The 22824-nt window shown below is 41.6% G+C and carries 20 protein-coding genes, 2 pseudogenes and 2 other annotated features (1 of these 24 cut by a window edge); of the genes and pseudogenes, 15 read left to right on the top strand and 7 right to left on the bottom strand.

Features of this window, described 5'->3' with window-relative positions:
* The first annotated feature begins 121 nt into the window (after positions 1 to 121).
* Positions 122 to 586 carry a glutathione peroxidase gene (locus A6J77_RS02420; RefSeq protein ID WP_083067947.1) on the top strand — a complete coding sequence of 155 codons (465 nt, stop codon included), beginning with the start codon at positions 122 to 124 and terminating at the stop codon, positions 584 to 586.
* A 338-nt stretch (positions 587 to 924) separates the two neighbouring features.
* Here A6J77_RS02420 and A6J77_RS02415 read toward each other — a convergent pair.
* A pseudogene (locus A6J77_RS02415) lies at positions 925 to 1545 on the bottom strand (metal-binding protein ZinT); the annotation flags it as partial.
* A 150-nt stretch (positions 1546 to 1695) separates the two neighbouring features.
* On the opposite strand from A6J77_RS02415, the gene A6J77_RS02410 reads away from it, so the two are divergent.
* Entirely contained in the window at positions 1696 to 2931 is a 1236-nt protein-coding gene (locus A6J77_RS02410; protein WP_083067946.1) for an RNA-guided endonuclease TnpB family protein, read from the top strand.
* A gap of 117 nt (positions 2932 to 3048) precedes the next feature.
* Here the strand turns inward: A6J77_RS02410 and A6J77_RS02405 are convergent, their stop codons facing one another.
* Positions 3049 to 3363, bottom strand: coding sequence for a metal ABC transporter solute-binding protein, Zn/Mn family (locus A6J77_RS02405; RefSeq protein WP_048726040.1), 315 nt, complete (start codon positions 3361 to 3363; stop codon positions 3049 to 3051).
* Between the two features lie 275 nt (positions 3364 to 3638).
* Between A6J77_RS02405 and A6J77_RS02400 the strand changes: the two genes are divergently transcribed.
* Both A6J77_RS02400 and A6J77_RS02395 read left to right on the top strand, forming a co-directional pair.
* Complete coding sequence (locus A6J77_RS02400; RefSeq protein WP_193756629.1) at positions 3639 to 4430, top strand: carbon-nitrogen family hydrolase; 792 nt, start codon at positions 3639 to 3641, stop codon at positions 4428 to 4430.
* 107 nt (positions 4431 to 4537) lie between these two features.
* Positions 4538 to 5020 carry a PepSY domain-containing protein gene (locus A6J77_RS02395; protein ID WP_083067943.1) on the top strand — a complete coding sequence of 161 codons (483 nt, stop codon included), beginning with the start codon at positions 4538 to 4540 and terminating at the stop codon, positions 5018 to 5020.
* 243 nt (positions 5021 to 5263) lie between these two features.
* Here A6J77_RS02395 and A6J77_RS02390 read toward each other — a convergent pair whose 3' ends face one another.
* Positions 5264 to 6406 (bottom strand): RNA-guided endonuclease TnpB family protein, encoded by a 1143-nt coding sequence (locus A6J77_RS02390; RefSeq protein ID WP_083067941.1) that lies wholly within the window; start codon positions 6404 to 6406, stop codon positions 5264 to 5266.
* Positions 6407 to 6507: 101 nt separating this feature from the next.
* Between A6J77_RS02390 and tnpA the strand changes: the two genes are divergently transcribed.
* From tnpA to A6J77_RS02360, 6 genes are all read left to right on the top strand, one after another.
* Positions 6508 to 6930, top strand: coding sequence for an IS200/IS605 family transposase (gene tnpA, locus A6J77_RS02385; protein WP_060779321.1), 423 nt, complete (start codon positions 6508 to 6510; stop codon positions 6928 to 6930).
* A 111-nt stretch (positions 6931 to 7041) separates the two neighbouring features.
* On the top strand, positions 7042 to 7425 hold the full coding sequence (locus A6J77_RS02380) for an OsmC family protein (RefSeq protein WP_048728438.1): 384 nt from the start codon (positions 7042 to 7044) through the stop codon (positions 7423 to 7425).
* A gap of 24 nt (positions 7426 to 7449) precedes the next feature.
* The gene (locus A6J77_RS02375; protein WP_048728435.1) at positions 7450 to 8259 is read left to right on the top strand and encodes an aldo/keto reductase; all 810 of its coding nucleotides are present in this window, start codon (positions 7450 to 7452) and stop codon (positions 8257 to 8259) included.
* A gap of 248 nt (positions 8260 to 8507) precedes the next feature.
* On the top strand, positions 8508 to 9218 hold the full coding sequence (locus A6J77_RS02370; RefSeq protein WP_083067939.1) for an MBL fold metallo-hydrolase: 711 nt from the start codon (positions 8508 to 8510) through the stop codon (positions 9216 to 9218).
* Between the two features lie 54 nt (positions 9219 to 9272).
* A complete protein-coding gene (locus tag A6J77_RS02365) occupies positions 9273 to 9920 on the top strand; it encodes a YczE/YyaS/YitT family protein (protein WP_083067938.1) in 648 nt (215 codons plus the stop codon).
* Positions 9921 to 9978: 58 nt separating this feature from the next.
* Entirely contained in the window at positions 9979 to 10686 is a 708-nt protein-coding gene (locus A6J77_RS02360) for a DNA alkylation repair protein (protein WP_083067932.1), read from the top strand.
* Positions 10687 to 10765: 79 nt separating this feature from the next.
* On the opposite strand, the gene A6J77_RS02355 is transcribed toward A6J77_RS02360, so the two are convergent.
* Both A6J77_RS02355 and A6J77_RS02350 read right to left on the bottom strand, forming a co-directional pair.
* Positions 10766 to 11419 carry an SDR family oxidoreductase gene (locus A6J77_RS02355; protein WP_083067931.1) on the bottom strand — a complete coding sequence of 218 codons (654 nt, stop codon included), beginning with the start codon at positions 11417 to 11419 and terminating at the stop codon, positions 10766 to 10768.
* Between the two features lie 112 nt (positions 11420 to 11531).
* Complete coding sequence (locus tag A6J77_RS02350; RefSeq protein ID WP_227645180.1) at positions 11532 to 11921, bottom strand: QueT transporter family protein; 390 nt, start codon at positions 11919 to 11921, stop codon at positions 11532 to 11534.
* Between the two features lie 406 nt (positions 11922 to 12327).
* On the opposite strand from A6J77_RS02350, the gene A6J77_RS02345 reads away from it, so the two are divergent.
* A complete protein-coding gene (locus tag A6J77_RS02345) occupies positions 12328 to 14328 on the top strand; it encodes a heavy metal translocating P-type ATPase (RefSeq protein ID WP_083067929.1) in 2001 nt (666 codons plus the stop codon).
* A 159-nt stretch (positions 14329 to 14487) separates the two neighbouring features.
* On the opposite strand, the gene A6J77_RS02340 is transcribed toward A6J77_RS02345, so the two are convergent.
* Positions 14488 to 15531, bottom strand: coding sequence for an ornithine cyclodeaminase family protein (locus A6J77_RS02340; RefSeq protein WP_083067928.1), 1044 nt, complete (start codon positions 15529 to 15531; stop codon positions 14488 to 14490).
* 214 nt (positions 15532 to 15745) lie between these two features.
* Here A6J77_RS02340 and A6J77_RS02335 point away from each other — a divergent pair, with 214 nt between their 5' ends.
* Positions 15746 to 17128 carry an FAD-dependent oxidoreductase gene (locus tag A6J77_RS02335; RefSeq protein WP_083067926.1) on the top strand — a complete coding sequence of 461 codons (1383 nt, stop codon included), beginning with the start codon at positions 15746 to 15748 and terminating at the stop codon, positions 17126 to 17128.
* Between the two features lie 115 nt (positions 17129 to 17243).
* Here the strand turns inward: A6J77_RS02335 and A6J77_RS02330 are convergent, their stop codons facing one another.
* Entirely contained in the window at positions 17244 to 18755 is a 1512-nt protein-coding gene (locus tag A6J77_RS02330) for an FAD/NAD(P)-binding protein (RefSeq protein WP_083067924.1), read from the bottom strand.
* Positions 18756 to 19360: 605 nt separating this feature from the next.
* Positions 19361 to 19593: a binding site (T-box leader), on the top strand.
* Positions 19594 to 19682: 89 nt separating this feature from the next.
* On the opposite strand from A6J77_RS02330, the gene A6J77_RS02320 reads away from it, so the two are divergent.
* From A6J77_RS02320 to A6J77_RS02310, 3 genes and pseudogenes are all read left to right on the top strand, one after another.
* Complete coding sequence (locus A6J77_RS02320; protein ID WP_083067920.1) at positions 19683 to 20675, top strand: MsnO8 family LLM class oxidoreductase; 993 nt, start codon at positions 19683 to 19685, stop codon at positions 20673 to 20675.
* A 2-nt stretch (positions 20676 to 20677) separates the two neighbouring features.
* The gene (locus A6J77_RS02315; RefSeq protein ID WP_083067919.1) at positions 20678 to 20965 is read left to right on the top strand and encodes a glutaredoxin family protein; all 288 of its coding nucleotides are present in this window, start codon (positions 20678 to 20680) and stop codon (positions 20963 to 20965) included.
* Between the two features lies 1 nt (position 20966).
* Positions 20967 to 22259 (top strand): annotated as a pseudogene (locus A6J77_RS02310) (LLM class flavin-dependent oxidoreductase).
* Between the two features lie 419 nt (positions 22260 to 22678).
* Positions 22679 to 22824: a binding site (T-box leader), on the top strand (it continues 82 nt past the right edge of the window).

The following is a 22824-nucleotide window of genomic DNA, read 5'->3' as shown; positions in this document are numbered from 1 at the left end:
TACATTGATGATAAATAATCAATATATAAACGTGATTGTTCGCTTTCACAGGTAAAAAGGCGTATCATTTAGCCTAAGATACAGAAGACTTTGAAGCGTTTCTACTATAAAAAGGAGAAATATGATGACTATCTATGATTACACTGTAAAAGATGCTAATGGGCAAGATAAAAACCTAGCGGATTATGAAGGGGACTTGTTATTGATTGTAAATACAGCAACTAAATGTGGACTAGCGTCTCAATTAGAAGGTCTTGAAGACTTGCACCAAAAATATCAACGTGAGGGCTTTAAGGTACTTGGATTCCCTTCAAATTCATTCATGCAAGAACCTAAGGATGGTAAAGGGGCTGCAGAAGCATGCGCACTAAAATTTGGCACCTCATTTCCTATGTTCGATAAGGTATCCGTAAACGGACCTAAAACAATACCATTATTTTCGTATCTGAAAAAAGCATCTGGTAACGGTCTAGTAAAATGGAATTACACTAAATTTTTAGTAGACCGCCAAGGCAACTTTATTAAACGGTATGCCCCAACAACAGAACCCGCAGATATTGAAGCAGATATCCAAGATAACTTATAGAGAATAAGCGTCTACAAATCAAAAAGGAAGACCTGTCAAAAGCAAATCTTCCTTTTTGTGTATGTATGGGTAAAACAAGACAATATAGTTGAACTACCACCTCCATTAAAATCAGCTCTAGTTGTGTTAGGTAGGGAATATCTAGCCATTAGCCGCTTATAAGGGCAAAATGTGAATGAGTTGGGCTTGATGATGCAATCATTTTGCCTAACTTTGAAGCTTTTGAGCATCGAGGCCTTTTGCGGTCCAGTGGTTTTTAATTGGCTAGTACTCCTGGGAGTTTAGAAAAACACCAGATATTTTGTTTATATGTAAAATATGAATCATTATATTCTAGGTTAGTGAGCCATCATTTCTTGTGCGATTTCTGATCCAGACATATCAGTTGGGTAGTATGTTGGCCAGTGGTCTACTTCTTCAAGAAGGGCTTCTTGTGATTCGCCACCCCAGTAAATATGGTAGTGTCCTGTTTCAACGGGTGCAATATTATGGTCTGAGAATTGCACGTATTTGTAGTCGCCGGCTTCTGGGTCGTCTGTTTCAAATAAGAAACGAACACCACGATTTCCTTTTTCATAGGTTAAGATTTCATAACCAACATAGTTATACTCGAATGTCTTGCTTTCACCGGCCACAATATATTCAATTGTATTGTCAGTAATGTTGATATTATCGACGTCAGTTTGGTAACCAGTTGTGTAGTATTCTTTATACTCTTCAGCGGTCATGCCGTCGTTTAATTTAGACTTGTAGTCAAAGACTTGGTCTAAGGTACCGTCTTCAAGGAATGGGTAAACAGATTGCCATTCGCCTGCATAGTCAGATAGGGTACGGTCTGCAACGTCAGCATCCTCAAAGTAGCCATTGTAGACCGTTTGTTTAGTTTCTTCTTCAGCAGTTTCTGTGTCTGCGGCTGGTAGGTCTGTTGTTTTTTGCAATGAAGTTAGGTTTTCCTTCATTTACAAGCTGTCAGCTAAGGAAACCTAGGTATTGATACCTAGGAGGAATTAGCGAAATAGACAGCTCTTTTTGTTGATTTTACTAGGTTATCGTTTATGTTTCCTCTAAATAGATAGTATAATGTATTTTAAGAGAAAAGAGGTGATAAGATGCAGTTAACGAAAACGATTAAAGTGCAATTATACCCAAGTGCTAGTGATATTGAAAAGTTCGAAGAAACTCAACAACAGTTTTTAAACGCTTGTAATTTTGTTTCGACATATATCTTTGACCATGACTTTGAATTAGGTCAAACGACTTTGCACAACGCCTTGTATCATCAGATACGTCAGGATTTTGGGCTGCAATCGCAAATGGCCCAGTCCGTGATGCGTACGGTAATCGCGAGATATAAGACCGTGAAAACACAGTTTAAACAAAAACCTAAGCGTTATAAAGATATCCATACAGGTAAATATCATACGCTATATAAAGACCTTTACCATTTAACGAAACCCCTAGGGTTTAAGCAACCAGTCGCTGTGTTCGTACGCAATCGTAACTACACTTATCATCAAGACGATACCTATTCACTGACGACCAATCAAGGGCGAATTAAAGTGTCTTGTGATAAGCAACATATCGCTTATCTTCAACAATTTAGCCAGAATGCTTACAAGTTCGGTCAAGCTGAATTACTCTGTCGTAAGGGTAAGTGGTTCTTACACGTGTCCGCAAGTAAAGAGATAGACAGCCCAGATGAAACTAATATTCAACGTATTGTAGGCATTGACCGTGGTTTAAGACAGATACTAACTATTGCGGATGATACAGCTCATACTACCTTCTATTCGGGTAAAAGCTTGATGAAGAAAAGACGGCGTTTTAAGAAATTGCGCCAGTCCTTACAAGCGAAGAACACCAAATCAAGTCGTAGACGCCTTAAAACAATTGAAAGACGAGAGAACCGCTGGATGAATGATGTGAACCATCAATTATCAAAGACACTCGTTGACCGATACGGGGCCAATACCTTGTTTGTGTTGGAAGATCTTACAAACGTTACTTTTAACACGACTCACCATCGTAAGCAAGATGCACGGTATGAACACCATTCTTGGCGATTCTTCGATTTTGAAGAAAAGTTAATGTATAAAGCTTTAGAAAGTGGTTCGCAAGTTTTAAAAGTATCCGCACAATTTACGTCCCAACGTTGTCCGAAATGCGAATCAATTGATAGAGCTAATAGACAACAAGATAAGCACTTGTTTACTTGTCAGAATTGTGGGTATCAATCAAATGATGACCGTGTGGCAGCTATCAATATTCAAGAATTGGGTCACCGATATCTGTCGAGTGAGAAAAACCCACGGTTTGAAAAAATTGTGCCAATACAAAATTATTAAACATAAAACAATATTCAGTAAGTGTCTACAGACCGCTTACTAATGGGATGCCAGTCAACCATCCCTTAGTGTCTTTAAACGGTTGGAGATATTACATCGTTTGTACAACCACCATGTTTAGGACAAACTCTCTGTTTTAACAGAGAGTAGTTGATTGTGGTAAATTAGGACATCTGATTCGTTTAGGGCCGCAATTTGTTTTGCAGAAGGTTCATAATCATGGGCTTCTGTGCCCGCTGGTACCATTAAACTCACGTCAGCATGGTCGCCAACAATTTCTTTTGTGAAGGCATAAACAGGGTATATCGTTGTTGCAATTTCTAATTTGCCCCCGTCATTTCCCGCAACTGCCTCAGTATTTGCTTGTCCACATGCCGCCAAAAGGGCAGCTCCCGTTAAGGTCATTAAAGCGAATGTCAAACTCTTATTCATCAATGCATCCTCTTTTCCAAAATAATATTCAATCACATGTATTTGGGTACCCAATATATTTTTTGCCTTTGCCAGGGGCAAAGTAAGTAAATCGTAATGGTTACGATTTGATACCGGTAATTTATCATATGGCGGATCAAGTAGTCAACTAAAATTTACATGAAATGTCCGTCATATAGACCACGAAGGCTCTTTTTCCAAGAAATTAAGCCCTTTAAATTACTTTTGGAAGGGACTCATATATAATGGGTAAAAGGGTTATTAGGAGGAATATGATGAAAATTGCGATTGTACAAGCAGCCTTACAACAAAGCCAGGTGGCAGAGAATTTTCAAACGATCCAAGCGTTGATGGTAGAAGCGACGGCCAATCAACCGGATGTGATTGTGCTGCCAGAATTATGGAATACATCCTTCTTACCGGAAGACGTGAAAGAGCGAGCGGACGAGGATGGCAAGGTGAGTCGTCAATTTTTAAGCCAATTCGCTAAAAACTACCAAGTCAATGTGGTTGGGGGTTCGGTGGCCAATAGGCGTGGTGACAAGCTATTTAATACGGCCTATATCTATAACCGAAAAGGGCAAGAGATTGCAGCTTATGATAAAGCCCATTTATTCTCACCGGCCAAGGAAAATGGTTATTTTGAAGCGGGTGAAGTGAGTGTGACCTTTGAATTGGACGGGGTCAAATGTGGGATTGTGACTTGTTATGACTTGCGATTCCCTGAGTGGGTGCGGGCTTTAGCCTTGGCGGATGCACAGATTGTATTTGCACCGGCTGCTTGGCCTGAAGTTCGGAATTTACATTGGGATACTTTGGGTCGGGCACGGGCAATCGAAAACCAGTTGTTTGTCATATCGGCTAATTCAAGAGGACCGGTTAATGGGGACGAAGAGGCTTTATATGGCGGTCATTCAGCCATCATTGATCCTTGGGGCGAGTATGTTGTTTCTCCTGATTTACAAGTAGGCGTAAAATACGGTGAGATAGACCTTTCTGTTATTGAAGGTATTCGGTCATCGATTAACGTCTTTAATGACCGAAGACCAGACATCTATAATATATAAGTGATAAAAATATTTGAAGCTGTTTTTCTATATGTTATAATGTATAAAAGATTGGCGATCACGCTAACTATAGTAGTCGACACTATGCTTAACGAAAGGGAGATTCCATGAAATTAAAAACAGGTGCGCTAACATTATTCGCTTCAGTATTCTTGCTTGCGGCATGCGGTAACAGTGGTCAAGAAGATACGACTACAAGCGAAACAGCTGAAACAACCAGCCAAGAAGCTTCTTCAACTGAAACAAGCTCTGAAACGGTACCTAGTTCAGAAGATACGTCAGGTGACGACGCGGATGACAATGCAGATGGTAGCAATGAGAGTGCAGGCTCAAGTGAAGCCAACCAAGCTGCTTCAGGAGAATTCATTTCTGAAGATGAAGCGTGGCAAATTGCTTTAGACGACGCTGGTCTAACTGAAGATGCCTTAACAGAACGTGAAATTGAATTAGATGATGTGGATGACGATGATGATGATTACGATGACGTTGCCCATTATGAAATTGAATTTACTATAGATGGTGACCGGGAATTTGCGTATGATATCGACGCAACAACAGGTAATATCTTAAATGTTGAAAAAGATAACTAATTAGCATACATCATTTAGAAAAGGTGGTACTTGAGTAGGCCACCTTTTTCGTTTGGGAAAGTTTATTTTGGATAAAGATAATAGACGCTTAAATGCTTGATTTCTTTCGGACGGAGCGAGTCCTGTTTGCTAGTATTTTTCTGATTTCTTTTCTATAATGAACTACAACGCCATTAAAATGGCGTGTTTCTAGGAACGCTCATGACTTGTTCCACTTATTTCAAAGCAAAACAGCGGTCTAAGCTATTTAACTAAGGCCTGTTCCAGGCCAATATTTAATATATTTTTAGCTGCGTTGATATCTCTATCGTGATGCATATTACACTTCATACAAGTCCAATGACGTATATTTAACGCTTTTTTACCGCTATCATACCCGCAATTAGAACATTTTTGGGACGTCTTGTACGGATTAATAGCCACAAATGTCTTATCGTACATTTCGCACTTTGTCTCTAGGATTGTTCTAAACATCCGCCAGGATTGGCCAGCGATTGAACGGGCTAATTGATGATTTTTCATCATATTAGTCGTCTTTAAACCCTCTAGAACGATAACGTCATAACTTTTAACCATATCGGTTGTGATTTTATGCATGTAATCCTTGCGGATATTTTTGATACGTTGATGAATACGGGCCACTTGGCGTTTGGCTTGCTGGTAGTTTTTCGCATCCACTAAAGCTACACCGTTCTTTTTGGCTTGTAAACGTCTACGGGCCATTCGCTTTTCCCAATAATGTAATTGCTTCTTACAAGACAAATGTAGTCGCTGACTTTGATATTTTTGACCATCAGACGTAATAGCTAAATCACTTACACCTAAATCGACACCGACTACATTTCCTGTTTTGGGCATTGCTTGATTATCGCTTGTGACCAAAATGGAGATATAGTAGTCGCCACTAGGTGTATATTTTACGGTGACAGATTTTATGCGTTCATTCTCAATATGAAGCACACTTGACTTACATTTTATCCAACCTAATTTAGGTAATTTGATATACCGCTGATTATCATTAAAACGAATGTTGTTGCCACGTATGGTACTTAAATACGACTGTCTGGTGTTCTTCTTTGATTTGAATTTTGGATATCTTGAATAACCTTTAAAAAAACGAACAAAAGTTTCGGATAAGCGTTTAACACTACATTGAACAGCTACGCTATCAACTTCACGCAACCAGGGATATTCCTTCTTCATTTGTGGAATAAGAGAGGATAACGCATTATAAGATAGCATTTGAAGGTCAGGATTGTTTTCGTACCGCGCATTCAACATGGCCAACATTTCGTTCCAGATGAATCGGGTATGACCAAAGGTCATATGAATTAACTGACGCTGTTTTTCGTTAGGATAGATTTTACACTCAATTCCTTGATACATGTTTTCACCCCCCTTGCATTTATAGATATATTATACCATACGTATGACACTTGTTTATAGCGATAACAATTGCTATAATGTAGTTAAAGAGGTGTTTACATATGATAGTGAAAACAAGGACAAATGTCTATGATTTTAATTTCCATTTGGTTTGGGTAACAAAGTATCGTAAAGAAATATTTACAACCATTGAAAAACAAAACGCCATGCAAGATATATTGACGCATATTTGTGATGAACACGATATTGTCATCCAATCGCTGCAAGTTATGCCTGACCATATCCATATGTTGATTTCGTTCAACCCTAAACATGCCGCAAGTAGTATCGTCAAAACACTTAAAGGGAAATCTGCACGTCTATGGTTCAAAGCTTATCCAGAAACAAAAGCAATGTTATGGGGTGGCCATTTATGGACACCTAGTTATTTCATGGCAACAGTAGGTAGTATGTCTAAAGAAACTGTTAAAGAATATATAGAAAATCAATTAACGGAATACAATGACGGTCGCCCTAGAACTTGATTCATCCATGTAATGAATTACACGGTTTTCTCAAGGGGCGACTTTAAATAAAAGTATTAAGAAGTTAGGGGACTGATGAACCAGTCCCTTAGCTGAGTGAGGAGTGAATAGATGACCTTACATTTAAATATGGCTGAGTTAGGTCCTGAGGCGGTCAACGTCAATGGGGATAATTGGCCTTTGAATAAGGAAACTGGTTTTTCACCTTTGAATACTTTTGTCTTGGCGGTTGCGGGCTGTTCAGCGGGTGTATATCGGAATATTTTGAATAATTCAAAAATCGACCATACTTTCCATGACGTGGCCATTGATTTTGACCGTTCTGAGGAAAGTGCCAAACCAGTTACTGCAATCACGATTACTATGTATGTGAGTGTGGCTGAGGAAAATCAGGGACGTGCTGAGCGGGCAACCAAGATGATACACAAGTATTGTCCGGTGGTGCAAAGTATTGACCCAAATATTCAAGTGAATGAGATAGTTGTTTTTCAATAGAGAGCATATAAGGAGCGTGTAATGATGGAATTTGTAACGTTAAATAATGGCGTAGAGATGCCAATTTTAGGTACTGGTACCAACACTTTTGGTAAGGTTGACGGGGACTATTTTGGTGAAGTGACTGATGATACGACTGAATTGCAATCAGCGATTGCAACAGGGTACCGTGCCATTGATACGGCGGTTGCATACCGTAACGAGTCGACTGTTGGTAAAGCGATTAAAGAATCTGGTTTACCACGTGAGGACTTCTTTATCACATCTAAGATCCCTGGTGATTTAGACCACGCGGGTTCAGCTGAAAAAGTTGAAGCGACTTTAAATGCCTCACTAGAAGCATTACAAACAGACTACATTGACTTATACTTGATTCACCACCCTTGGGACAATGAAAATGAAATGCTACAAACTTGGTATGCTTTAGAAAATGCCTATAACGAAGGTAAAATCAAAGCTATTGGTGTATCTAACTTCGACCAAGACCAATTAGATATCATCATCGATAACGCGCGTATTCAACCAATGGTCAACCAAATTAAATCAAATGTTGAAGTTTGGAACGATGACATTATTGAATATTCTGCTGAAAACGATGTGGTTGTCACAGCTTGGGCGCCAATGAAGGGAACTGACGAAGCCTCTCGTGCTATCTTGGGTGAGATTGGTGCACAATACGGCAAAACTTGGGGCCAAGTTTTATTACGCTACCAAATCGAACGTGGTGTGGTCGTGATTCCTAAGTCACATAACGCAGACCACCAAGCAGACAACTTGAATGTATTCGACTTTAACTTGAGCGACGCAGACAAAGAGAAAATCGCTAGCTTATAATAGCTGGTGCGACAAAAGCCATTATGACTCGACGCCTCTAACGCATTAGGAAGAGTTTGATTTTTGTGGAACAGCCGTCGGAAGGCAGTGACATACGGATGTATGTGTCTAAGAAGAGTCCGACATTAGTAAACGGGGTTATGACGTAAATGTTGTAGCCTTTTTTATATGGGTAAAATTTCTAAGGGGTATTGGAAGATTGTAAATTTTGTTATAATGAATTGATTGAAAAGGAGACGAGCTAAAGGATGAGACAATTAAAGCAATTAACAGAACGTGTGTATTATATGCCGGCGGATGGGGATTTGGACCGCCCGGTTCTGGGTTATATCAAAGGAGACAAGTTTTCCTTGCGAATTGATGCTGGAAATTCTGCCAGCCATGTAGCGAATTTTGACCAGGAAGTTGAACGTTTAGGGTTACCTAAAGAAGCCATGACTTTAATTACCCATTGGCATTGGGACCATACTTATGGGATTCATGCGGTGGATACGCCGGTCTTAGCGAATAAGAAAACCAATGCGCAATTAGGGGTGATGGCTGAGTGGAAGTGGACTGAGGAAGCGATGCAAGAACGCCTTGAAATAGGCGAAGAGTGTGCTTTTTGTGACCAATATCTACGTGTTGAGTATGACAATCCAGTAAGCCAAATTAAAGTAAAACAAGCTGATTTTCAATTTGAGGGTGAGCTGAATATTGATTTAGGTAACCTTGAAGTGAAAGTTTTCCCAGTGGTGAATCCACACTCTGAAGATGGGATGGTTATCTATATTCCGTCTGAAAAAGTTGCCTTCATTGGTGATACCATTACTGAAGACTTCTACAACAATTCTTATTTAGACCCTGAGAAAATGGCTTTCTTACGTCAAACTTTGAGTCAACTGGACGCTGATTTCTACTTGCATGGCCACATTGACCCAATTTCGTTTGAGGAATTAGACGCGTTTATGCAAGTTTAGTAGCGGCAAAAAGGATATTATTATAAAGGACATTATTAAAAAGGAGATTATTATATGAAAGATTATTTGAATAAAGATTTACTGATCCGAGCCATTGTGGCCTTTATTGGTTGTGTGGCAATTGCATTTGGCATCTCATTATCTGGGACGATCGATATGGGGATGGATCCATATAGTGCAATGAATATGGGGATTTCGGCCTTAACTGGCATTCGCTTTGGTACGGTAGTTGTTATTTTTAATGTATTTATATTTTTAGCCGTAGTCTTCGTTGACCGTAGTCAATTTGGCTTGGGGACGATTATCAACTGGTTCTTTGTCGGTTATATCGTGGAATTTTTTGATTTCTTTTTTAATCAGGCAGGTTTAGGTGACGGTGATATGAATTTATTGATCCGTGTTGTATTGACTGTCATTGCAGGTACGATATTCCTATTCGGTGCATCTTTATACATTTCGGCCGGAATTGGTACAGCACCCCTAGATGCGATTGCACCAACTGTTGAGGAGAAAAGTAAATTTTCTTATGCGCAAGTCCGTTTTGCCCACGAAATTATCTGTTTACTGATGGCCTTATTATTAGGCGGTCCGGTTGGCTTAATGACTGTTTATTTAGGTTTCTTTGCGGGACCGATGATTTCAACCTTTAGAGCTAAACTGGCTGAACCCATTGTCAATAAATTAACTGGCAGTAAAATTTAGACGGCTATAAAAGGCGAAGACTAAATGATGTTAGCGACTTGAAAGATAGGGTGAGGGTATGGAATACGCTGAAGTGATGACGGAACTGGAAACTTTGGGGAAAGAGCGGACCAAGAAAATGTACCTGTCAAATGGGGCGGTTGAGCCGTTATTTGGGGTGACGACTGGGTCTATGAAACCCATGCGGAAGGCGATTAAAATCAATCAAGACCTTGCTGAAGAATTGTATGCATCAGGAAACTATGATGCCATGTACTTTGCAGGTGTGATTGCGAATGCTAATGCCATGACGGAAGCGGATTATGACCGGTGGATGGACCAAGCTTACTGCTTTATGTTGGCTGATTGGGTGGTTGCTGTGACCTTATCTGAAGCAAATATCGCCCAAGAAGTGGCGGACAAGTGGATTGCTTCTGGCGAGGAGTTGAGGATGTCAGCTGGCTGGTCGACTTATTGCTGGTTGTTAGGTCGGTTGAAAGACGACAATTTTGATAAAGATAAGTTGTCAGCTATGTTGGAACAAGTTAAAGAAGCCATTCATGACCAACCTGAACGGACCAAGCATTCAATGAACAACTTTGTTTATACGGTTGGCTTATTCTATATTCCTTTATCTGAAAAAGCCCTAACAGTAGCGGAAGAAATTGGTGAATTAGTCATTGAGCGGGAGCACAAGAAACCCCAAACTTTGAATGCTTATGCGTCGATTCAAAAGGAAATTGAAAGAGACCGGATAGGTTTTAAACGTAAATACGTCAGATGTTAATTTAGATAAGAAAAAAGGTGCCTGCGACTTGTTCGCGGGCACCTTTTACTTATTTACTGATTTATTTACTTATGCATGTTTATAGATTTTGAACGGCTGTTGTGACATCTGTATCGCCATCTACCACTTCAAATTCTTTACCGATGGTATTGTCGTTTTCCAGAACCGCTAGTAAGGTTTGGGCTACGTTTTGACGAGCAACGTCAATGGTTTCAGTTTGGGGCTCAGTAGTGATTTTGCCAGAACCTGATTGATCACGTAAGATACCTGGGTGAATGATGGTCCAATCTAAATTGGTACGTGATTTCAACCATTCATCTGCGTAAGTTTTCGCAGTGGTATAAACGCGTAAGGCACCTTTCTCAATTTCCTCGCGACCAGTTCTAAAGGTAGATACAATCACGAAACGCTTGATTCCAACTGCCTCAGCTGCCTGCATAGATTTAATAGCGCCATCAAGGTCAACCATCATAACAATGTCGTCACCTGATCCACCAGCACCGGCAGAGAAAATCACTGAATCAATATTATTGTCGGTCAGAATTTTTTCAATGTCTGCTTGTGTGTGTTTAGTTAAATCTAAGTAAACTGATTCAATCCCGCGTTCTTCAAAGAAGGGGGCTTGGTCTAAGTTACGAATAGCTGCAACTTCTTCTACTGTTTCTGAATCTTTTACAAAATCTGCGAAGTGACGGGATACGCCACCATTGGCACCAATAACAAGTACTCTCATGTTTGAAAAGCTCCTTTCAAATGACTCTTTCATTTCTCTATCAAATTTTTACATTCATTTGTCTACTACATAGTATAAAGGTCAAAAAAGGGCAATTCAAAGAATCCGCTTGTTAGCGGTCGAAATCGATTCGTTTGCTTAATGGGTACATAATGAACATACCAAGGGTCATGGCCGCAAATTCGGACAGGGCTAGTGAGAAATATATCGGTAAGAAGGCGGCGTCGGCACCGACTAATACGATTGTTGTAGTGGTTGTGAACATGGATAGGGCGAAAATGACTGCCAAAGTAATATAGCGAACCCATTGGTCAGACAATAAGTCAAATTGGGCTTGCTTGGCCATTTTGACAAGATAATCACCTAACCAGCGGCCAATATATAGAAAGATAAAGGTTGAAACAGAGCCGACGATCATGTCGATTGGGCCGTAAGTCAGGAAGTTAGCGGTGAAAACACCGATAGAAACTGCCCAGATATAGCGTTTATTGTGAAGGGCCAGGTAGTTCTAGCTTCAGTAAATATTGAGTAACATGATAGCTGTATAAGGATATCAGACCTTCAAATATGGTACTTGTTATAAGAGTTGGTAGCAAAATGAACAATATGCTAAAACTGGTTTACAAAATTTTCGCTTTAAAATAAATCCCTAATAAACGATGGAAGTGATGGCCAAAAATGTTGAAGTTATGCACCCAAAAATGATGGTAAAGCTGGGGGAGGAATTAGCGGTAATAATTCCCAAAATAATTTAGCCCAAAGACATTTTCCTTTGTTAATAACCTATCTTTTTTAATGAATATGATTGTTTTTTCATATTGGTGCTGTATAATAAGGGTGAGGAATATGAATAGATATTCATATACACTTATATATTGTAAGTGAGCTATTAAAAAGGAGTGGACATGATGACTGAAAAAGAGACCCATCACCATAAAGATACAAGACATCATTCTAATCAACATACACATGAACACGCAAACACTAACGACCATAATCATAAACATGACCACTGTGGACACAACCATAGTGAACATGATACCAAGCTGGCTACCCGCCTGTATATCCTTGGTTTCATCGCCTTCATTTTAGGGCTTATCATTGGGCATTGGCTACCATTTATCGGGAATACCTTAATGGTAGCGTCAGTAATTTTATCCGGCTACCACGTGTTAGGTGAGGGCTTTGGTGATACTATTCGAGACACCATGTCCGCTGGTAAATTCAAACCCAATATCCACTTATTGATGGGGCTGGCGGCAGTTGGCGCTTTATTAATCGGCTCTTTCTATGAAGCAGCCCTATTAATTTTAATTTTCGCGGGTGCCCACTTCCTAGAAGATTATGCGGAAGGTCGGTCGCGACGTGAAATTACCAACCTGATGAATTTGAACCCAACTGAAGCCTTACTATTACAGGCTGATGGTTCAACCCAAAACGTGGCAGTTGACCAACTGCAAATCGGTGACCAAGTCCAAGTCTTAAATGGGGGTCAAATCCCTACTGATGGCCGAATTGTCAAAGGGGCTACTGTCATCAACGAAGCCTCTATCAATGGCGAATCAATGCCTAAAGAAAAAACAGTAGGTGACGAGGTATTTGGGGCGACCATTAACGGGGACCACGCTATTGTGGTTGAAGTCACGAAGAATCCGGATGAAACCGTCTTTGCGAAAATCCTGCAAATGGTGGAAGCGTCCCAAGCCAATTTGACACCAGCTGCCACTAAAATTAAGAAAATCGAACCAATCTATGTCACAACCGTCCTGGCCATTTTTCCATTCATAGTCCTTCTAGGTCCTTGGATCTTCGGCTGGGAATGGGCAGAGGCTTGGTACCGTGGACTGATATTCTTAATTTCCGCCTCACCATGTGCCTTGGCCGCTTCAGCAGTGCCCGCAACCCTATCGGCCATTTCAAACTTGGCACGCCATGGCGTCCTATTCAAAGGTGGCGCTTACCTAGCCAATCTGATTGATTTAAAAGCCATTGCCTTCGATAAAACCGGCACCTTGACCAAGGGTGAACCCGAAGTGACCGACTACTTTTTTGTTGACGGAATCCAAGACGAAGCAATCTTGCCAGTAGTTGTCGCGATGGAAAGTCAATCCAACCATCCCTTGGCTCGTGCCATTTTACAAGAATTTAAAGCCCACACAAAACCCTTAACCGACCCGATTGAAGTGACGAATGACCTTGGAAAAGGGCTGAGCGGGACCTACGCTGGCCACACTTATCAAATCGGTAAGCCATCAATATTTGAGGTCGTTCCAGACAAAATCAAGGGGCACACAGACGAATTGTCGGCGGACGGGAAAACGGTGGTTTATATCGCAAAAGACGATGCAGTTATCGGCTACATAGCTATGATGGATACGCCAAACCAAGCGGCTAAAGCAGCCATCGACTACCTCCACCAAGCGGACGTTCATACTGTCATGATCACTGGAGACAACCAGGTGACTGGGCAGGCAGTCGCTAATCAAGTGGGGATTGACCAAGTTGTGGCCAATGTTTTACCTGAAGAGAAGGCCCAAATTGTTAAAGACTTACAAGCTGAATACGGACAAGTTGGGATGACAGGGGACGGGGTCAATGACGCGCCAGCTCTAGTGCAAGCAGATATTGGTTTCGCTATGGGTGACGGAACGGATGTGGCAATTGACGTTGCTGACGTTGTTGTGATGGCTAATGACCTGGACAAATTGATTTATGCCCACCAAGTATCCAATGATTTAAACCGAATTACTTGGCAGAATATGGCCTTTTCAATGTTTGTTGTGCTCGTTTTAGTCATCTTGAATTTCATGGGCATTTCAGATATCGCTCTTGGCGTCCTTTTCCATGAAGGCTCAACAATTTTAGTTATCCTGAACGGCTTACGCTTGTTGCGTGGGAAAAAGGAATAACATTTAAAGCTATGCCAGAAAAAAGTTTTAAATTGCAATACAAGACACATGAACAAGGGCAAGTATTCAACGTCAGGTGTGAATTTGAATAAATATGATAGACAAAAAGGGGTGTGATAATTGGTCACGCCCCTTTTTGCTTGCTAGCTTAGCTAGTGGTTATTCTTTTTCCAAGTCTGGTTCCATGTAATTGATGGTATTGTCTCCGCCTAGGAGGTCGAAGTCGAATTGTTGGCCGAGGCCTTGGACCTTGGCTCTGTGGTAGACGTAGCCTGCGACTGCGACGTCGAGTGCGCCAATACCGATTGGAATAACGATGGTAGTCGTGTTTTCATTATGCTTCGGTGCCACTTGGCCTGTAGCTAACTGACCGAAATCTGCGGTAATATCTTTTTCGGATAGGCGACCTTCGTCTGTTAGGTTCTTCAAAGCGCCACGGTGAAGGGCTTGGGCACGGTGGTCAACGTAGATATTATCAGCGGTTAGGATGATATCGTCTGTGATTTCGCCGCGTGACCCCATTGGCATGATGATGGTACCTGGTTTGATCATGTCACCTGTGATAAAGGGTGCGGTAGCCCCTGTGACCGTAATCAGCACGTCATTATCTGTGGCGTCTTCAGGTTTATCCGCAATGATAACTTCCCCATCGATAAGGTGGGCGATGTCCTCTTTAAAGGCTTCTGCTGTTGAACGGCGGTGGTTCCATACGACTAGACGGTTGATTTTATACCGTTTAGTGATGGCAATCACCTGGGTTCTAGCCTGGGTACCAGCCCCAAACATACCCAGTGAGATGGATTCGCCTAGGTTAAAGTAAGATAGGGCGACAGCGGTTTGCGCACCAGTTCTAAGGTTTGTAATATAAGCCCCGTCCATAGCGGATAAGAACCGTCCCACATGTGGGTCTAACAAGAGGATCATCCCTGTCATATAGGGGAATCCGGCTGCCCGACGACCACCATAAAAGCCACCAATCCACTTCATTCCAGCCATGTTTAACCAGTCGATATAGGCTGGCATGGCATTCATAAAGCCGTCGTAGAAGGGGTAATTACCCGTTTCACCTAAGTCTAAATTCACCTTGCTTGGGTTGATAACCTTGCCTTGACCCATTTCATGATAGGTTCTTTCGACAATGTTGACGGTCTCTGCCATATCGACCAACCCCCGGATGTCTTTAACATTCAGTAATAATGTCATCTAATCACTCCCTTATGTTATTGTTTAAGCCCATTCTATGTATGTGCATGGACCTTTTTTGTATGCATATGAGATAATAATAGCGATTTATTTGCAAAAAGTAAAATTTAATTGCCAGTGATCGTTTTAACCTAGTGCATATCGTTTTGGAAAAAATGTCAAAAATCATATACTAAAATATATAAAAGTGTCCAATCGAAAGGAAGATTTATAAATGGAAAAATTTGATAACATCATTATTGGTTTTGGTAAAGCAGGCAAAACGATTGCTGGTACCTTAGCCAAGTCAGGGGAAACTGTAGCCTTGATTGAATCTTCACCTAAAATGTACGGTGGTACCTGTATCAATGTAGCCTGCTTGCCATCTAAACATCTCATTACAGCAGCAGAACGTAAACCAGAAGACGCAGATAATAGGACTTATTATGGAAGTGCAGTCCAAGCGAAAAAAGACTTAATCAGTAAGTTGAATAATGCTAACTACCATAAAGTCGCTGACTTAGAAAATGGTCAAGTGATCGATGGTACGGCCTATTTCGTTGATGAACATACTGTTGAAATTAAGGGTGACGATGGTCAAACGATTCAATTATCAGCTGACCGCATTATTGTGAACACTGGTGCGCGGCCAAATGTACCAGGTAATATTGACGGTTTAGGCAACTTATTAGAAGCTGGTGCACCTTTCTATACTTCTGAAACCTTGATGGACCAAGAAGACTACCCAGCAAGCTTAACTATTATTGGGGACGGTTTTATTGGCTTAGAATTTGCTTCTATGTTTAACCAATTTGGTGCTAAAGTGAAAGTCTTATCTAACGGCGATGCATCCACTTTCTTAAAATCTGAAGACCGTGACGTAGCGGGCGTAGTCTTAGAAGCTTTACAAGATCAAGGGATTGAATTCGTCTTTAATGCTAATACAACTGCTGCTCAAGTTGAGGGTGACCAAGCCATTTTGACAGTTGAACTAGATGGAAAAGAAGAAAGCATCCAATCTGAAGCAGTCCTAGTATCTGTTGGCCGTCACGCCAATACGGAAAGTCTACAATTAGATAAAGCGGGCGTTGAAGTGAATGACCGCGGTGAAATCGAAGTCAATAAACACTTACAAACGACCAAAGACCACATCTTCGCGGTTGGTGACGTTAAGGGTGGACCCCAATTTACCTATGTTTCACTAGATGATAACCGGATTTTGAAAGACTTCATCTTTGGGAACGGTAGCTACAACCTTGAAAGTCGTTCAGTGATTCCAACAGCAACCTTTATTGAACCATCATTTGCAACAGCTGGTATAACTGAAACGGCGGCTAAGGAAGCTGGTTATGAGGTGAAAGTGGCCTCGTTACCAGTGGTGAATATTCCAAAAGCGAAAGTAATCAGCCGAACTACTGGCGTATTTAAAGCGGTCATCGATGCGAAAACCAATGAAATTCTAGGGGTTCGTTTATTTGGTGAAGGTACCCATGAAATCATCAATATCATTACCGTTGCCATGAATGCCCGCTTACCATACACAACTTTACGTGACCAAATCTATACCCATCCTACTTTAGCTGAAGGATTGAATGACTTGTTCGCAATGGTTGACTAATAAGCTAGGTTAGGAAAACCGACTAATCTGAATAAAATATGAAACACAATAAAGGGACTTGCGCCGCTCACTTAGCTTGAGGGTGCAAGTCCTTTTTGCATGGAAAAATAGTAAATTACTTGTGCTTGCTGACTTGTTGATGAAAGTCGGTAACGGCGATTTGGGTTTGTTTCTTGGCCAAGGCAACGGACGTATTAGGTCCCTGGGTTGAAGCAATCCAGCTGCCTAGGAAGTAGACCTTGTCTAGGATTTGGTAGTTAGGGTTTAATGGCTTCGCGCTTGGGTAAGCCGCTAAAATATTGTCCCGGTTGTCAGGCAGGATTAAATTACGGCGGATCAAATTACCCAGTAACGAGTCTGTGTCTTTTGCCTGGCTTAAACGACTATTGAAGCCAGTGGCATTGATTAAGACATCTGCCTTGTGGCGGATCCCGTTAGCGTAAAGGTGGAACTGGCCATTTTCCAAGGGTTTGATATCAGACAAGCCAGAAACTAATTTTAATTTGCCTTGGGCTACTAAGTCTAAAATCATGCTGATGGAAGCGGCTGGGGCTTGTGAATACAGCATACGGAAGAAGGGGCCTAGTTCCTTGTAGAAATAGTCTTTACCGGCAGCATCCAGGGCGCCCATCATCTGGTGTAGGTCTGGGTAGAAGGCTCGGAAAAAGCCTTGGAAACGGCGGTAGTCAGGGTCATCTTGGCGGATGGCCTTTGTGACAGTAGCGACTGAACCTGTATTGAAGTTGGCCCAAACCCGACTGTAGTCAATATCGTTGGCCTTTAGGTCGGCCTTGACTTGGTTGATGACGACTTGAATCGGGATAGCACCCTTGTTGGCTGCTCTTTGTGTCCCAATCCATTCACCATTGATGGACTGGATATAGTCTTCGTTAGCGTCAGGTTGGATTACTGACCGGAAAGGTTCGTGGCGAAAGTAGACCGTCACTTCTTGGTCGGCAAATAAATCGTACTTGTTGCAGTAATTGATCAAGTCGATAGTCGTTAAACCGGAGCCCACAATCCCAATTCGACGCTTGCCTTTAGCCGCCGGCAATTTTTCCCGCAATGGGTAAGGGTCTTGAATATAGTTGGCTTGGCCATCTAATTGGTATGGGTCTTGATAGGGCGGGTGGCCAATGGCAAAAAAGACCGCATCGTAAATCTGGGACCAGCCATTTTCCGAGCTAAAGACTTGATAAGCTAAGCCGTCTTCAAGCGGTCGCTGGTAAAGGGGTGTCCCGTCTGCGTCTACGACTTGAAAATCGGTGACTTTGGCTTGGATATGACGAACATAATCTTTGGCTAAATAGGGTTTGAGATATGCTTCCACATATTCACCGTAAATGGTGCGCGGGGCAAAGACATTATCGATATCGATTGCCGGATAATTGGCCTTGGTCCAGTTGATAAAGTCCTCGTTGTTGTCGTCATCAAGGGACAATGACCGCGGGAAAGAGTTGATGACTGTGGCGTCGTCGTCCTCTGCATACGGGGCACCTGCACCTAAGCGTGGGCGTGTTTCATAGACATCTACTTGGTCGGTCGCGGCATTTAAATCAAACTGTTTACTTAATTGGATTAGGGTGCTGGCACCCGCAATCCCAAAACCTACTATGGCAATTCGCATCTGACATCCTCATTTCTAGAAATTGGTTGATTTGTTTATGTATCTATTTAAATAATTGCATAATCATTAAAGAGAATTGTAACTGAGTAGGTGGTTCTAGTGGGGGGAATTTGCTCAAGCATTTATCAATCAATGGATATCGATAAAAGTGATAACAGCAGAAGGCAATTTTTATATGCAGAAAATCAAAATCGGCCAAACGATATCTGTAGGGTTAGGACCCGGTTTCAATTGATTTGATTAGAAAGACTGATTTAATCACATTGTTAGAATTTTCGATTTGATGAGAAATGGCGTTTTGTACAATGATTGTATTTATATTTTATATTTTTTGTCAGTGCCTGTCCCACTTCCATATCAATGATGATAGTGGTTAGCGATTATGGAAAAATTACATTGATGTGAAAAGCTTGATGTTCAAAGGCTTTTCCTAGATTTTTTGATTTGTCACCATTTTGCCCAAAAAGAGATCTGGAAATTTTAGGGCTAGGCGGTAAGGTTGATGCTAGTGAGTGGAATTTGTTAGATTGAGTGCAAGCAAATTTATTGCAAGTCCAGATAGCAATAAAAGCAAATATAAGTAAATATAAGCAATATTCAAATAAACTAGTGCGTGGATGAGTAGAGTAATTATGGGGGTAAGGCACAGAAAGTCTGTAGTTGATGAGAGCAGATGATTACCAGTAATGAAAATGACCTTTGAGCATCTAGCCAGTGAAAGCTGGTTAGACGGGTGGAACCGTTAAATTTTCTAGTATAGATTTACTGGATGAGAAATTGCTCGCGAGGGCAGTTTGAACAAGGGTGGCACCGTGAACGTTGACTCTTCGCCCCTACTTAATAGACAAGACTGTTTATTAGGGAGGGGCTTTTATTTTTCAAAAAAAGGACACACGGTGGTAGTTGGAAAGAATTGGGGGTAAGTGAATGGCTTTAAGTTTAAGTTTATTAGATCAAAACATTATTTATGAAGGTGAAACCGCTCAGTCGACGCTGAAGCAGACGGTTGCGTTTGCTCAGAAGGCAGAAGCGTTGGGCTACGACAGCTTTGTGGTGGCGGAACACCATTTTGCAAAAGAGATTGCTAGTGTGGCACCAGAAATTTTGGTGGGTTACATCTTAGCCAAGACGGACAAGATTCGCGTAGGATCTGGTGGGGTCATGTTGCAACATTATGTCCCTTATAAAGTGGCGGAGTCATTCAGTGTACTCCACCAACTAGCGCCAGGTCGGGTGATTTTAGGGTTGGGTAAGGCTCAAGGTGGTAAGGATGAGGCGATTGAGGTTTTGCAACGAGACTTTATCAAACCAGTCCAATCTTTCGATGACAAATTTATCGAGGTCATCCGTTTCATCCGCAATAATTTCCCGAGTGACCATCCTTATGCAGCTGAAAACTATGACTTACAACCGGCGATTGATTCGGATTTTACCATCGAATTGCTTGGGGGTAGTCAAGAAAGTGCCAACTTAGCGACCACTCAGGATACCGGCCTAGTCTATCCCTACTTTGCCAATGCAGATCTTGAAGCGCTTGGCAAAACAAGAGCCGCTTATCAAGGATCAGGGGACTTTAAAATTGCCGTCATTGTTTATATCACGGACGACCCGGAGGAAGGTAAAGCCTACCTTGCTGAACAAGCTGCCTATACGGTGGTCCTGAATTCTGGCAAAAGGGTCAACTTCAACAAACAAGCGGCCGCTGAAGAATATGCTGACCTGCACCAAGCTGAAGACGCCAAAATCGTTGAAAAACAAGTCGGCGCCTTTGTTGGTACAGCTAGTCAGGTAAAAGCGCAACTAGACGATTTTTCAAAGAGATTTAATACCGACCATTTTGTGATTCACACAATTGGCATCCCTTACGCTAAGAAATTCGAGATTATTGAAGCCTTAGCAGGGGAAATTAAAGGAGGGTAAGAATGTCAGACAAACAACAAGCAGCAAATATCATTTTATGGGCTAAACAAGGCTGTCATTATTGCCAGGAAATCAAAAATTACTTACAAGAGGAAAACCTTTCATATGAATTGATTGACGTGATAGAAAACGACCAATTTAGAGACATTTTGAATGCCAAATACGGGGTCTCTTATGTGCCGGTAGTTGAAATTGGTCAAAAAGATAGCAAGCAATACCAAGGGATTATTGATTTAGGGTTGGAACATGTGGTGAATGGGCTAAAAGCAGCCGGAATAGGAGTGAAGTAATATGACTAAACAAGTACATTTTGGGGCCATTTTACATGGTATCGGTGGCACAACAGATGGTTGGCGTCATCCGCAAGTAGACGAAACAGCCAGCACCAACTTAAACTTTTATAAGACGCGGGCGCAATTAGCAGAGAAAGGACTATTTGATTTCGTCTTTATCGCAGATGGTTTATATATTTCTGAGAAGTCAATTCCTCATTTTTTAAACCGTTTTGAACCGATTACCTTATTGTCTAGTTTAGCGGCTGTGACTGAAAATATTGGTTTAGTGGGGACTTTCTCAACAACCTATACAGATCCTTTCACTATTTCACGTCAATTGCTATCGCTAGACCACTTGTCTAACGGCCGTGCTGGGTGGAACTTGGTGACGACACCACAAGCAGGGGTGGCTGAGAACTTCAACAACCGGACGCTACCGCCTCACGGTGAACGCTATAAAATCGCACAAGAACATTTAGATGTTGTGCGTGGTTTATGGCGGTCTTGGGAACCGGATGCCTTCCCTAGAAACAAGGAAACAGGCCAATACTTTGATCCGTAAAAACTGCACCGTTTAAACTATGAAGGAGAGTATTTCCAAGTAGCTGGTCCCCTAAACATTGGCCGTTCACCTCAAGGGGAACCACTCGTTTTCCAAGCGGGATCATCAGATTCTGGACAGGCCTTTGCGGCAGGGAATGCGGAAGCTATTTTCACCCATGCCAATTCTTTAGAAGAAGTGAAGGCCTTCTATGATGACATTAAAGCGCGGGCTAAAGCAGCTGGCCGTAACCCTGAAGAGGTCAAGGTTTACCCTGGCATCAACCCACTTGTTGGGGATACTTTGGAAGATGCTGAAGCAGCTTACACTGAATTTGCCAGCTTAATTCCAATTGAAAATGCAGTCAAATACCTAGCTCGCTACTTCGATGACTACGACTTCTCAGGTTATGACCTAGATGCGCCGTTCCCAGATTTAGGTGATATTGGGAAAGATGCCTTCCGTTCGACAACAGACTACATCAAGAAACGGGCTAAGGAAGAAAATCAGACCTTACGTCAAGTAGCCTTGGAACAAGCGGTGACTCGTCCAAACTTTATCGGGACAGCTGAAGACATCGCTGATGAAATCCAACGCTGGGTTGAAGCAGATGCCATTGATGGCTTTATCATCGCTGGTGATATTCCAGGTGCCTTTGAACGGTTTGTCAATGAAGTCGTGCCAATCCTTCAAGACCGTGGTATTTATCGGACAGAGTACCCAGGTACGACCTTACGTGAACAAATTGGGGTGCCAATTGTCCCTTAATGGCAAAAGGCCAAGGGTTCAACAAGCTGTAAGGATTTGAAAAATTGCATAATTTAACAGGCGAAACCATGGCTAGCTGATACAAGGCCACGTTTCGTCTTTTTAGTTGGCTTGAAGAATAGGGTTTGTTCGCCTTTTAGAGGGTTACATGCTAGGGTTTAATACAAATATTGTATTAAAATTCAACTGAATTTGTGATCATTTGACTAGCTTTTTAATCATTCCTGATAGCTATTTACGATTATCAGTCTATGTGTACTTGGTTAGAAAACGCTAAATATCAACTTTTAAGACACATTTTTATATAAGGGTAAAAACAAAAAATAAAAAACGAGGCTTATTCTCCCTAGGCAGTAATCTTGTCTAAAGAGGTTCGGGTTTGTTAAATTCACTTCAAGCAAAAGACATTTTTTTAATCACGAAATGCGATGAAGAGAAGAGTAATTACTCATGTATTTGACAGAAAGTCTGTGTTGATGGGAGCAGATGGATACAGGTAATGAAAGTGCGCTTGGAGCATCCTGCCAGTGAAAGCTGGTTGGACGGGTGGGGCCGTTATGCCTGT

It is taken from the genome of Aerococcus viridans, assembly GCF_002083135.2.
Taxonomy (GTDB): domain Bacteria; phylum Bacillota; class Bacilli; order Lactobacillales; family Aerococcaceae; genus Aerococcus; species Aerococcus viridans_C.
Note: the sequence above shows the minus strand (reverse complement) of the source record. Positions and strands in the feature narration are given on the sequence as shown.